Here is a 13,201-nt window from a genome sequence, read left to right as displayed (position 1 = left end):
TCAGCAATTAATGATTAAGATGATGACTGACGATTTTTGACGACCAAATCAGCAAGTAAAACAAACTCATGCACACGCAATGTCTCAGGGCGTGCACTTGGACTGATGCCAATTTTTTCAAAATCTGATTCATCTAAAGTTGGCAGCAGCCCATTTGCCTTAAAAATTGCTCTTAAAGTCTTACGCCGATGATTAAAGCTTTCACGAACCACCAAAGCAAATACCGACTCATCTATCGCTGTAATAGGCTTAGTTTTATAAGGCGTTAGCCGAAAAACTGCACTGGTAACTTTTGGTGGTGGGTTAAACGCCCCTTTGGGGACGGTGAGCAAATAATCCGATTGACAATAATATTGCATAATCACCGATAATCTGCCATATTCTTTTGAATTAGGCTCAGCTGTGATGCGATCAACCACTTCTTTTTGGAGCATAAAGTGCATATCTTTGATCACATCACTAAATTCAAGCAAGCGAAATAAAATCGGTGTAGAAATATTATAAGGCAAATTGCCCACCACCCGAAAAGCACCTTTACCAATCTGCTCTGCCAACGCACGATAATTGATATGCATCGCATTATCATTGATGATCGTAAAATCAGGATGACTATTGGCACCAATATTAATCTTCAGCTGGGATGCCAAATCTCGGTCAAGTTCAATCACTGTCATGCCATCAACCTCAGCAAGCAAAGGCTCGGTTAATGCCCCAAGACCTGGTCCAATCTCTAATAAATTATCCTGTCTATCTAGCCGAATGGCGGTCACAATCTGAGAGATAACATGAGTATCATGTAAAAAATTTTGACCAAAACGCTTACGGGGTGCATGCTTGGCTTGTTGCGGAGACTTTGGGATAATGTGCATAATTGATGATTGAACGCTGAATAAAATTGTGATCATCATATCATGTTTCGATGATGAGCGTGAAAATTTTCATGATGAATTTTGCAAATTTATGCAAAATCAAAGCCAGATAGTGACATTTTATTGGCATAAAAAATTGCTTGTTTTAGGCTGCTACTAGACGCCCTGCCTGTCCCTGCCAAATCCAGTGCAGTGCCATGATCTACCGATGTACGCACATAAGGCAAGCCCAAAGTGATATTGACTGTATCACCAAAACCATGCGACTTAAGTGGTGCAAGACCTTGATCGTGATACATAGCAATCACAGCATCACAGTCCGCCAAGTGCTGCGGTGTAAACAGTGTATCAGCAGGCATGGCATAAGAAATATTAATACCCTCAGCCATCAATGCTTCTAAGGCAGGATTAATAATGCAAATTTCTTCATCACCCAAATGCCCTTCTTCGCCTGCATGTGGATTAAGCCCACAAACCAAAATTTTGGGTGATGAGATACCAAACTGCGTCACCAATCCTTGATGAGTAATCCTGACGGTTTGCTTGATTTCATTGGCGGTAATGGCATAAGAAACCTCTTTGAGCGGCAAATGTGTTGTTACCAGTGCCACTTTCATCACACGATTAGCAAGCATCATCACCACTTTATGACAGTTTGATTTGTGCATAAAATATTCGGTATGGCCGCTAAACATATCTCCATTATCAAGGCAAATTCCTGCTTGAATCATCACAGATTTTTGCAGCGGAGCGGTGATGATGGCACGGATTTGCTGCGTTTTTGCTAACATATGTGCCAAATGCAGTTGTCGCTCTACCATGGCAGCGTTAGCGGTGTTTAATTGACCTGCGATAACTTCATCACAGCAAATTATATTCAAAACAATCACCAAAGGATGGTTTTTTGATTGATTTTTTAAATTAAAAGTTAACTGACTGTCCAGCCAATTTTCTGTGATATTGTCTATTTTATCGGGTACATCAATGACATAAAAATCAGGTATTTTGCTAAGCTTGCCTGCCTTAATTAGTGCTTTGGCTCGTGCAACAAATGCCGATTTATCGGCAGTAATCAGCCAAATACCTTCTGATAAATCGCCAGCATCGATCACATCTAACACAATGTCCATACCAATGCCAGCAGGCTCGCCTGTGGTGATGAGCATTGGCTTAGTAGGTGTGTGATTGAGCGGATAATTCGCCCAATTATCAAGCGATTTATTGATGATATTTTTGTCAAAATTGGGCATTTTGGAAGATTCTCGCAAGGTTTTTATGGTACAATTTAGGTTTTTTTATGGCATATTTTCCAGTCGGATTTTATCATTATTTATAGCGATTACCAAACACAAATCATATTTGTAAGACCTTTTGCATAAGCCAAGCACTGACATGACCAACACAAACGATAAAAAAGACAGCCTCCTTACGCTTCAGCCGCCCCACAGCATTGAGATGGAGCGTTCACTTTTGGCAAGCTTAATGAGTATTAATGATTCATTTGAAGACATAGAAAATATCATCAACGCCAATGATTTTTATGGTGAAAGACACAAAAAAATCTTTGATGCCATCAGTCATTTGGCGCGTGTCAATGAGCCATATGATAGCATCATGGTGCATGATTATCTAAGTCGCATAGGTCAGCTGGTATCAGCAGGCGGCGAAGAGTATCTGATTACCATCAATCAAAGTACGGCAAATTATTTTAATCTCATCAATTATGCCGAAAAAGTACGAGAAATGTCGGTGTATCGCCAGCTGATTTCATCCGCCAATCACATGCTAAATTTGGCATATCACCCAAAAAAGCAAACCATCACAGAGATTTTAGATACGATTGAGTCGGATATTTTTCGTATTGGAGAGAGCTTTGCTAAAGGTAGTAGCAAAACAGGTCCACAGCGTATCGATGATGTCATGGCAAATGTCGTCACGCAGCTTAACGACATTCGCTTACGCCCTAATGGCCTGATTGGTCTTGATACAGGGTTTATTGAACTTAATAATAAAACGCTTGGTTTTCAAAATGGCAACTTAATCATTTTGGCAGCCCGCCCAGCGATGGGTAAGACGGCTTTGGCACTAAATTTTGCACAATCGGCACTGATGTCCAATAAAGCGGTTGCCATTTTTTCGATGGAGATGCCTGCTGAATCGATTGCCATGCGTATGTTGGCAGCGTGGGGCAGTATTGATATGAAGCGCTTGATGTCAGCGAACATGAGCGAAGATGAATGGGGTCGTTTTATGAATGGCGTCACGCTACTTCAAGACAAGCATTTATATATCGATGACCGCTCAGATCTTAGCCCTTCTGAAATCAGAGCCACTTGCCGTAGAATTGCCAAAAATCACCCTGACGGTTTGGGCTTTGTTTTGATTGATTATATGCAATTGATGCGTGTGCCTGGTATGGGTGATAACAAAGTCAATGAAATGGGCGAGATTTCTCGCAGCTTAAAGGCACTGGCGCGTGAGCTTAACTGCCCTGTGGTTGCTTTATCTCAGCTTAACCGCAAAGTTGAAGACCGCCCAAACAAGCGACCATTAATTTCAGATATCCGTGAATCAGGGCAAATTGAGCAGGATGCCGACTTGATTTTATTTGTATATCGCCATCATTATTATCACCAAGACAAAGATGATATCAAGCATTTGGCAGAAATTATCATCGGTAAAAACCGTCAAGGTGAGCGTGGTAAAGTGCCGCTCAAATTCATTGGTGAATATGTCCGATTTGATGATTTAATTCCAGGCGATATGCCTGAAGATTATGATATTGATGAATAATTTTAAGAATAATGAATACGATGCGTAGCACTTCTATCACCATCCACCCTAATGCTTTGATGCACAATCTGCAAATCATCAAAAGCCAACTTGACCCAACGACCAAAGTACTCGCCATGGTCAAAGCAGACGCATACGGTCATGGCATAGATGCAACCGTCCCTGCTTTGATCCATGCTGATGGCTTTGGCGTGGCGTGTTTATCAGAAGCCATGGCGGTCAAGCAAGCACTTGATGGCATGAATCACAAAAAACCCATCGTACTGATTGAAGGTGCTTTTAGCTTAGATGAGTGGAAAGTGGCAATTGACCATGATTTTGGCTGTCTGATTCATCATGAAAATCAGCTCACTTGGGCATTGGCTCACCAGCCCAAGCAAGACCAATTTTGCCATACCATTTGGCTAAAATACAATACAGGCATGAGCCGCCTAGGATTTAATGACGATCACATCATCACCGCCGCCAAATCGTTGACCGATGCAGGCTATCGGCTAATTTTGACAAGTCATTTTGCGTGTGCAGATGACAAATCACACCCACTAAATGCACGACAAATCAGCAAATTTGATCAAGCCTTGGCGTGTATTCGATCGTTTGCACCTGATACGCTTGGCAGTTTGTGTAATTCAGCAGGGATTTTTAATTTTAAGGACCAGCATCATAATTGGGTGCGTGCTGGCATTGCCTTGTACGGCTCTAATCCCATCGCTAATCAATCAGCCAAAGCACTCAATCTCATGCCTGCCATGACGCTATCGGCACAAGTGATGGCTATCCACACCTTGGCAGCTGGCGATAGTATCGGTTATAGTGCACTGTGGGCAGCACAAAAACCACATAAGATCGCTGTTGTCAGTATTGGCTATGGCGATGGTTATCCCAGAGTGGTGATGGGTGCTAAAGTTAGCGTGACCGATACTTCGGGCAATCGCCACTTATGCGATATCATTGGCAGAGTTGCCATGGATATGTTTATGATTGATATTCATGGGCTTGATATTGCCATTAATACGCCTGTTGTGCTGTGGGGTGATTCACCGACGATAGATGAGGTGGCAATGTGTGCAGGAACAATTAGCTATGAGCTGATGTGCCGTTTGACCACACGACCAAAGCGATGTATTATGGATACATACCTACCTAAGAGGGAATTTAAATGAACATAAAAACTTTCAGCTTAGCTGTGATCTGTGGGCTAACGACCGCCGCATACGCCCAAAGTTTACCGATTGATCATGATGCCAGCCTAAGATTTGGCGTCAATGCGACTTATAATGCGACTGCTTATCATGCCAAAGATCCTGTTTTTATCATGCCCCAAGCTTTTTATGATAATAATCGTTGGTATATCGAAGGTGCTGAAGCTGGTTTTTACCCTTATAAGGATAACAAGCACCATGTTCGTATCGGCTTAACTTATGATGGTCAGAGCTTTGACCCCAATCATGCCAATACCATAGAACTTAAGCAGCTTAATAAGCGTCAATGGTCAGCACTCGCCCATGCAAGCTATCTTTATATCACCCCTTACGGTGGTCTAAAAGCAAAAGCTGCCACCGATGTGCTTGATCGGCATAATGGTCAGACCGTCACTTTATCGCACCTAAGCCGCTTTAATAAAGATGCTTGGACGGTATATCCAGAATTTGGTGCAACTTGGCACAGTAAAGATTACAATCAGTACTACTATGGCATTCTAGATGCCGAGGCCTTAAAAACCAATCATACCGCATATCAAGCCGATTCTGGTTGGTCACCCTTTGTGACAGCGACAGTCAATTACCAAGTCACACCAAAAGTCAGTGCATTTGTTAATCAGCGTATCGAATGGCTATCAAATGCCCAAAAAAACAGCCCAATGACTGACAATAAAATTGACAGCAAAACTCGGCTGGGGCTAAATTATCATTTTTAATGATTCAACCTTGGATTCACCAAAAAACCGCCCATCTGATTAGGCGGTTTTTGTGAAACTTAATGACTGATTTATTCAAATCAATTTTTATTCAAATCAATTAATCATTATCTTGAGCGTTTAATTGGATATAGTTTTGAATGCCCATATCTTCGATCAGTTCTTGTTGTGTGGTAAGCCAATCTTCGTACTCTTCATTTTCATCTTTTAGCTTCACCAAAATCTCTCGTGATACATAGTCACGATGATCTTCACAAATACCAATCGCATCCACCAAGATATCATGCTTACGCTTTTCAAGCTTTAAATCACATACCAAAATCTCAGCAACATCTTCGCCAATCAAAAGCTTGCCAAGATCTTGTAGGTTTGGTAAACCTTCTAACAGTAAAATTCGTTCGATAAGCTCATCAGACCATTTCATTTCTTGAATGGATTGCTTATAAAATACTTCATTAAGCTTATAGACACCCCAATTTTTGGTGATGCGTGCATGTAAAAAATACTGATTGATCGCAATGAGTGACTGACCCAATACCAAATTTAACGCACGGATAACTTCTTTATTACCTTTCATAATCACTCCCAATTAATGAGTATTGACCTGCTGATTGACTTCAGCAGTCACGCTTTGTAGGTAGTTTTGTAGACCCATCAAATCAATCAAACGCAACTGTTTTTCAAGCCAATGAGCGTGATCTTGCTCAGTATCTTCAAGCTGACGCACCAAAATATCTCGTGTCACATAATCTCGCTCTGTCTCACACAATGCGATGCCTTCTTTTAAATGTTCTTGGACACGATACTCCAGCTCAAGATCACTTTTTAGCATACTTGGCACATCAGAGCCGATATGAATTTCGCTCACTTGCATGTTTGGCTTTCCGCCAAGCATCAAGATACGCTGAATTAATAACTGTGCATGTCCTGTCTCATCTTGCATTTCGTGATAAATACGATCATATAATTTACCAAAACTCCACTCAGCATACATTTGTGCATGAATGAAGTACTGATCACGAGCACCAAGCTCACCGCCTAATAAAAAGTTAAGATAATCAATGACTTTTTGAGATGATTTCATGATAAAACTCCTTAGTAATATACCAAATTGATAAAACTGCTTCAAATAGTGATTGCTAACTATCTTATCACAAAATTTCAAATCGTCTATCTTTGCTTTGTAGGGATATTGAACCGCGAACGCTTTACAATCTGATAAGCATTAACAAATAAAATAAAAAATCATCTGCATAAGCTAGACAGATGATTTTTAGGATAGATATAACTTTTTGATTTTAAAGATAAAATATAATCTATAATGAGAATTGGTATAAATTATGATTGATTAACCACTCGGTTTATTGGCTGGTTTTATTCAATAGACCACCCAAAGCCGATATTGAATAAAAATCAGAAATAATTTAGAAACATTAATAATCTAAGTTTCTTAACCTGCCATCACATCAATGGCGATCACATTGGCTTGATGCTCATCAATCAAGTCCTGAACCATCGGTACGCAGCAGCCACAGCAAGTACCAACAGATAAAGACTCTTGAAGACCTTTCATGCCTGATACGCCTGATGATAACGCAGTCTTGATTTGTGTGTCTTTTACATCATGGCAAATACATACATACATCAGATAACTCCTTTCGCTTTCGATACCGATAAACTTGAGAGATTTTCATGATCAACAATGATTCATACTCTTTTACATAGGCTTATAATAACAATAATTGTTCCCATTTGCAATTCATTTTATTAATTTTTTCAAAAGTAATTATTTGAAAAATTGATTATGATTAAAAATAGATTGAATATTACACTGATCGCCATGATTAATTATTGTATTTTAGCCTTTGGTAACATTTGATAAGTCGGCAAATCATCAAAATTTATTATCAATTGCTCATAAGGCTGTAATCCATTATAATCAATTGTATAGATAATTATATTTGGAATAATGCTTTATGATCAGCGTTTTTGAACTGTTTAAAATCGGCATCGGGCCATCAAGTTCGCATACGGTCGGTCCCATGGTGGCAGCCAATCGTTTTTTGGTGTTGCTTGGCGATCGTATGGATAGCGTCCGTCAAATTACCATTGAGTTATATGGCTCGTTATCATCAACGGGCAAAGGTCATGCCACAGATACCGCTATTTTGCTTGGTTTATCAGGGCATGAGCCACCGACGATTGACACCACTCGAACCGAAGAATATCTCAAGCCCATCTACCAAGAAGGTCGGTTGATGTTGGGCGGCACGCATCAGATTGCATTTGATGCTAACGAACATCTTTTATGGGATGACACGCCATTACCTGAGCATCCCAATGGCATGAAACTAATCGCCATACTTGATGATGGTGAGCAGTTGGCACAGACTTATTATTCTGTTGGCGGTGGCTTTATCAAAGATGAGCAGCAAATTAACTTAGCGCCATCTCAAGATACTCAATCAGCCTACCCTTATGATTTTGACAGTGCAGAAGAGCTGGCGGCATTATGCCAAGCACATGATTTAAGTATCGCCGATTTGATGCTTGCCAATGAAACCGCCCTAAGAGATATTGATGATGTTAAAGCGTATTTAAACGATGTTTGGGATACTATGCAAGCTTGCGTCACTCAAGGCTGTAAAGTTGATGGGATTTTGCCTGGTGGCTTAAATGTCAAACGCCGTGCCAAAGATCTGTATGAGCAACTATCCAAAGAATATGGGTATTCAGGCAATGGAGGTCTGCTTGCCATGGATTGGGTGAATTTATATGCCTTGGCGGTCAATGAAGAAAATGCCGCTGGCGGAAAAGTCGTTACCGCACCCACCAATGGCGCTGCAGGCATCATTCCTGCTGTATTACATTATTACCGTGGATTTATTCCAGCATTTAGCTACCAAGGGGTGCGTGAATTTTTGTTGGTTGCAGGTGCGATCGGCGCACTCATTAAACAAAATGCCTCAATTTCAGGTGCAGAAGTCGGCTGTCAAGGCGAGGTCGGCTCTGCTTGTGCCATGGCAGCAGCAGGATTAGCTCATGTTTTAGGCGGTAGTGTTGCTCAATGCTTGAATGCAGCAGAAATTGGACTTGAGCATAATTTGGGCTTGACATGCGATCCAATTGCAGGACTGGTCCAAGTCCCTTGTATTGAACGAAACGCCATGGCATCGGTCAAAGCCATTAATGCTGCGCGTCTTGCACTGCGTGGTGATGGCAGCCATCATGTCTCACTTGATAAAGCGATTACCACAATGAAAGAAACTGGCATGGATATGATGGATAAATACAAAGAAACCGCCAAAGGTGGACTTGCTATCCACGCTACCAATGCCATGAAGACAGCACAGCGTATTGACGCCATTAATATCAGCTCAGGATTTAGTCAATGCTAATCTCAATCATAAAAAACCAAGCAATGAGCTTGGTTTTTTATTGAAACAAACTGATAATTATAGAATTTCAGGTGTTTTTGAGATAATTTTATTCAAAGTCCATTTTGGAACAACTTGACCAGTTGTCTCATTTAATAGACGCTCTTGTTTTAGGTCTAGTACATAGCGGAAACCTGGCTCGTACTGGAAGCCCTCGATATCACCACTTAGCACATTAAAATTACGATCAAAAGTACGGCGATATTGTAAGCATTCTGCTTGCACTGTTTCACCTAAGTTATTGGTTAGCTCGCACACAGCTTTACGAGGTGCGATCTCTACTTGGAAGCTACGCAAATCTTGAACCTGCACCTGCTTAACTTCGCCCTCAACAATCATCACGCGCTTATCATCAAGCTGAGTTGATGCGCATCCTGCCAATGCTACAGAAGCTAAAGCCACGCCTGCAAATAATTTTTTCATATCAATTATCCTTTAAATAAATCATCTAAAAAAAGAGGAGATTATAAACTATAATCACACCCCGATGACGGATCTGCCATTCTAACAAATAGGATGCGATCTATAATCATCTTGTATAAATGCTACCACAAAATTTTAATACTTTTAAGTAAAAATCTGACACAATTTGTAAATATTTTGTAAATTTATCACACCATCACCTCATACTGCCAAATTGTCAGAGCTTTGCGTAAAAATATGGGTATAGTATGTGAAAATCGTCAGATCCATGCCTTGAGATAAGTGATGAAATAATTTGTCTATAAAATTACCAAATAAACGCTTGCATTTCACCAGTTTTTACACTATTGTAATAATGCAGCACGGTTATGATCATGTTTGCTGCGGATCGTCGGTAGATACTGGCACTTTTCGTTGTTTTTTGTTAAAAAGGAATTCACATGTTTCAATTAAAACCGTTATCTTTTGGTTTGGCGATGGTCGCTGCTGTTAGTCTTACCGCTTGTAATAAGCCTGCTGAACAAGCTGCTGCAGATCCTGCCGCTGCACCTGCCACAGGCAGCAGCACTCAAGGCACCTTAGAAAAAATCAAACAATCAGGCACGATTGTTCTTGCGCACCGCGATTCATCCATTCCATTTTCTTATATCGCAGACAACCCAAATCAGCCTGTCGGTTATGCGCATGATCTTCAGCTAAAAGTTGTTGAAGCTGTCAAAGAAAAGCTGCAAATGCCTGATCTAAAAGTGCGCTATAACCTAGTCACCTCACAGACACGCATTCCTTTGGTGCAAAATGGCACAGTCGATTTAGAATGCGGCTCAACCACTAATAACGAAGAGCGTGCTCAACAAGTTGATTTTTCGGTCGGTTTCTTTGAAATTGGCACTCGTCTTTTGACTGCCACAGATTCAGGCATCAATGGTTTTGATGACCTTACTGGCAAAACTTTGGTCACCACCGCTGGCACCACCTCAGAGCGATATATCCGCCAATTCAACGATGAAAAGCAGCTAAATATCAATATTATCTCAGCAAAAGATCATGGCGAATCATTCTTAATGCTTGAAAATGGTCGTGCCCAAGCCTTTATGATGGATGATGTCCTGCTTGCAGGCGAAAAAGCCAAAGCCAAAGATCCTGCCAAATGGCAAATCGTTGGCGAGCCACAATCTTTTGAGATCTATGGCTGTATGGTGCGTAAAGGGGATAGCGAATTTAAAGCAGTCGTTGATGATGCCTTAAAAGCTGTCTACGCCTCTGGAGAAATTAACAGCATCTATGACAAATGGTTCATGCAGCCTATTCCACCAAAAAATATCAACATGCAATTTACAATGTCTGACAACCTAAAAAATCTTTTGGCAAACCCAACTGATCAACCAACACAAGCCCAATGATTTGGCTTCATGCCCTACCAAAAAAGGTCAGCATCGTGATGATGCTGACTTTGCTTAATCTGTTTTATTAAGGGGTTTATTGTGAATTATCAATGGAACTGGCGCGTACTTTGGCAATCAACTGGGATTGGCAATGAGCTGTATTGGCACTGGCTGGTCACAGGCTTTAAATGGCTGCTCATGATTGGTGGTGTAGCGTGGTTGATTGCCATGGTGATCGGAACCGTACTTGGCATCATGCGCACCCTACCCAATAAAAGCGCACAGATGCTGGCTAAGATTTATGTAGATTTTTTTCGCAATGTCCCTTTGTTAGTTCAGCTGTTTTTTTGGTTTTATGTCATGCCAAATCTGCTGACCGAAGGGTTTCGCACATTTTGGTATCAGTCGCTTGAGCCTAATACATCAGCAGCAATTTCGGCAGCGATTGGGCTTGGACTGTTTACCGCTGCGCGTATCATTGAACAAGTGCGTACAGGCATTGAGTCACTGCCAAAAGGTCAAGCCAATGCAGCGGCGGCCTTAGGTTTTAGCACCGCTCAATCTTATCGTTATGTGATTTTACCCCAGGCCTTTCGCACCATTTTACCGCCACTGAGCTCCGAGCTGACCAACTGCTTTAAAAACGCCTCCATTGCGTCTTTAGTGGGTGTTACTGAGCTTATCAGCCAAACCAAAACCATCAGCGAATACACTCAAAACAGCTTTGAAATTTATACTTATGCCACGATCATTTATTTATTGTTTAATTTAACTTTAATCTATGGCATGACCATGCTTGAAAAAAAGCTGCGTATTAAAGGTCAAATTGATGGAGATCAGCATGCTTAATGAAATCCAAACTGCTGCACCTATTCTTTTATCTGGATTGTCAATTACCTTTAAGGTGCTGTTTTTTGCTGTGCTTGGTGGTCTTTTATTAGGCACTGTGCTTGCCCTGATGCGTTTATCTGGTAAAGCGATCTTAGCGGTTCCTGCCAAACTTTATGTCAACTATTTTCGCTCAGTGCCGCTCTTATTGGTGCTGCTGTGGTTTTACTTTGCAGTGCCCATGATGTACACAATGGCGACAGGCAATTATTTGACAGTTGATGCTAAGTTTATGAGCTGTACAATTGCCTTCATCATGTTTGAGGCAGCGTATTTTGCTGAGATTGTGCGTGCCGGCATCCAATCCATCGGCAAAGGTCAAATCAATGCTGCAAAAGCCTTGGGTATGACTTACTCTCAAACCATGCGCTTGATCATTTTACCTCAAGCATTCCGTAAAATGCTGCCACTCGTACTTCAGCAGTCCATCATTCTTTTTCAAGATACGACATTGGTATTTGCGGTAGGCTTGGTTGATCTGTTCCGTGCCGCTTATGTGCGCGGCGAGCTGATGGGGCTGCTTGAATTTTATATCTTAAGCGCAGGTGCGGTGTATTTTATTATCAGTTTGATCGCATCTAAAGGCGTGGCAAGACTTCAAAAAAATCTGCGCGTATAAAGCGCAAGGCAATAAGGACAAATGATGGCAATCGTAACTCAATTGGATGAAAAATCTTATATTAATGAATTTGGCGGCTTGGTGACTGACAGCGGTCATAAATCTGATGAAATCATGATTCAGATTCATGATGTGAGTAAATGGTATGGTGATTTTCAAGTATTAACCGACTGCAGAGCTCACGTCCACAAAGGTGATGTTACTGTAGTGTGCGGCCCTTCTGGATCTGGCAAATCCACACTCATCAAAACCGTGAATGGACTTGAGCCTTTCCAAAAAGGGGAAATCTTAATCAACGGTACCAGTGTTGGGGATAAAAATACCAATTTGCCCAAACTGCGCAGCCAAGTTGGTATGGTATTTCAGCATTTTGAGCTATTCCCCCATTTGTCAATCATTGACAATTTGACCATCGCCCAACAAAAGGTGCTGGGGCGCAAAGCCGATGAATCCACCAAAAAAGCCATGGCTTATCTTGATCGCGTGGGCCTGGCAGCGCACGCCAAAAAATTTCCTGCAGAGCTTTCAGGCGGTCAACAGCAGCGTGTCGCGATTGCACGGGCGCTGTCTATGGATCCCGTCGCCATGCTATTTGACGAACCGACATCGGCGCTTGATCCCGAAATGATTCAAGAAGTACTAGAAGTCATGGTGGACTTGGCTAACGAAGGCATGACAATGATGTGTGTGACGCATGAAATGGGTTTTGCCCGTCAAGTAGCCAGCCGCATTATTTTTATGGATCAAGGTCACATTGTAGAAAACTGCAGTAAAGAAGAATTCTTCCAAAATGCCAAATCAGACCGAGCTCAAGCATTTTTGGGTAAGATTTTAAATCATTGATTTGATTTTAGTCATGTTATTAATCGAAT

The 13,201-nt window shown here is 41.4% G+C and carries 14 protein-coding genes; 8 read left to right on the top strand and 6 right to left on the bottom strand.

All coding sequences use genetic code 11. From position 1 onward, the window contains the following. Window positions 1–14 precede the first annotated feature (14 nt). On the bottom strand, window positions 15–869 hold the full coding sequence (gene rsmA / locus AO382_RS02240) for a 16S rRNA (adenine(1518)-N(6)/adenine(1519)-N(6))-dimethyltransferase RsmA (protein ID WP_064617923.1): 855 nt from the start codon (window positions 867–869) through the stop codon (window positions 15–17). A gap of 89 nt (window positions 870–958) precedes the next feature. Further along, window positions 959–2,119 carry a 4-hydroxythreonine-4-phosphate dehydrogenase PdxA gene (gene pdxA, locus AO382_RS02235; protein ID WP_064617771.1) on the bottom strand — a complete coding sequence of 387 codons (1,161 nt, stop codon included), beginning with the start codon at window positions 2,117–2,119 and terminating at the stop codon, window positions 959–961. 142 nt (window positions 2,120–2,261) lie between these two features. Here pdxA and dnaB point away from each other — a divergent pair, with 142 nt between their 5' ends. From dnaB to AO382_RS02220, 3 genes are read left to right on the top strand one after another with little or no spacing between them, the layout of a single operon-like run. Next, window positions 2,262–3,662, top strand: coding sequence for a replicative DNA helicase (gene dnaB / locus AO382_RS02230; protein ID WP_064617769.1), 1,401 nt, complete (start codon window positions 2,262–2,264; stop codon window positions 3,660–3,662). Window positions 3,663–3,682: 20 nt separating this feature from the next. Next, window positions 3,683–4,825: an alanine racemase gene (alr, locus tag AO382_RS02225; protein ID WP_064617767.1), complete on the top strand. Its 1,143-nt coding sequence runs from the start codon at window positions 3,683–3,685 to the stop codon at window positions 4,823–4,825. After that, on the top strand, window positions 4,822–5,580 hold the full coding sequence (locus AO382_RS02220) for a MipA/OmpV family protein (protein ID WP_064617766.1): 759 nt from the start codon (window positions 4,822–4,824) through the stop codon (window positions 5,578–5,580). Before alr ends, AO382_RS02220 begins: the two co-directional genes overlap by 4 nt. A gap of 100 nt (window positions 5,581–5,680) precedes the next feature. On the opposite strand, the gene bfr (AO382_RS02215) is transcribed toward AO382_RS02220, so the two are convergent. The 3 genes from bfr (AO382_RS02215) to AO382_RS02205 all read right to left on the bottom strand — a co-directional run bounded on the left by bfr (AO382_RS02215) (window position 5,681) and on the right by AO382_RS02205 (window position 7,225). Next, window positions 5,681–6,157, bottom strand: a complete 477-nt coding sequence (gene bfr, locus AO382_RS02215) for a bacterioferritin (protein WP_064617764.1) — start codon at window positions 6,155–6,157, stop codon at window positions 5,681–5,683. Window positions 6,158–6,169: 12 nt separating this feature from the next. After that, window positions 6,170–6,664 (bottom strand): bacterioferritin, encoded by a 495-nt coding sequence (gene bfr, locus AO382_RS02210; protein WP_064606913.1) that lies wholly within the window; start codon window positions 6,662–6,664, stop codon window positions 6,170–6,172. Window positions 6,665–7,030: 366 nt separating this feature from the next. Beyond that, window positions 7,031–7,225, bottom strand: coding sequence for a bacterioferritin-associated ferredoxin (locus AO382_RS02205; protein ID WP_042510361.1), 195 nt, complete (start codon window positions 7,223–7,225; stop codon window positions 7,031–7,033). 331 nt (window positions 7,226–7,556) lie between these two features. Here AO382_RS02205 and AO382_RS02200 point away from each other — a divergent pair, with 331 nt between their 5' ends. Then, on the top strand, window positions 7,557–8,978 hold the full coding sequence (locus tag AO382_RS02200; RefSeq protein ID WP_064617762.1) for an L-serine ammonia-lyase: 1,422 nt from the start codon (window positions 7,557–7,559) through the stop codon (window positions 8,976–8,978). Between the two features lie 57 nt (window positions 8,979–9,035). Here the strand turns inward: AO382_RS02200 and AO382_RS02195 are convergent, their stop codons facing one another. Beyond that, complete coding sequence (locus AO382_RS02195) at window positions 9,036–9,440, bottom strand: DUF4377 domain-containing protein (RefSeq protein ID WP_064611878.1); 405 nt, start codon at window positions 9,438–9,440, stop codon at window positions 9,036–9,038. Window positions 9,441–9,880: 440 nt separating this feature from the next. Between AO382_RS02195 and AO382_RS02190 the strand changes: the two genes are divergently transcribed. From AO382_RS02190 to AO382_RS02175, 4 genes are all read left to right on the top strand, one after another. Further along, window positions 9,881–10,840: a glutamate/aspartate ABC transporter substrate-binding protein gene (locus AO382_RS02190; protein ID WP_064617760.1), complete on the top strand. Its 960-nt coding sequence runs from the start codon at window positions 9,881–9,883 to the stop codon at window positions 10,838–10,840. Between the two features lie 81 nt (window positions 10,841–10,921). Beyond that, window positions 10,922–11,671: an amino acid ABC transporter permease gene (locus AO382_RS02185; protein ID WP_064617758.1), complete on the top strand. Its 750-nt coding sequence runs from the start codon at window positions 10,922–10,924 to the stop codon at window positions 11,669–11,671. Then, window positions 11,664–12,329 (top strand): ABC transporter permease subunit, encoded by a 666-nt coding sequence (locus AO382_RS02180; RefSeq protein ID WP_400260259.1) that lies wholly within the window; start codon window positions 11,664–11,666, stop codon window positions 12,327–12,329. Before AO382_RS02185 ends, AO382_RS02180 begins: the two co-directional genes overlap by 8 nt. Window positions 12,330–12,443: 114 nt before the next feature. Beyond that, window positions 12,444–13,172 carry an amino acid ABC transporter ATP-binding protein gene (locus AO382_RS02175; RefSeq protein ID WP_064611915.1) on the top strand — a complete coding sequence of 243 codons (729 nt, stop codon included), beginning with the start codon at window positions 12,444–12,446 and terminating at the stop codon, window positions 13,170–13,172. Window positions 13,173–13,201 lie beyond the last annotated feature (29 nt).

The sequence above is a fragment of the Moraxella catarrhalis genome, from assembly GCF_001656295.1.
GTDB classification, from domain to species: Bacteria; Pseudomonadota; Gammaproteobacteria; order Pseudomonadales; family Moraxellaceae; genus Moraxella; species Moraxella veridica.
The sequence above is the reverse complement of the archived record's forward strand: the minus strand, read 5'-3'. Positions and strand labels throughout refer to the sequence as shown.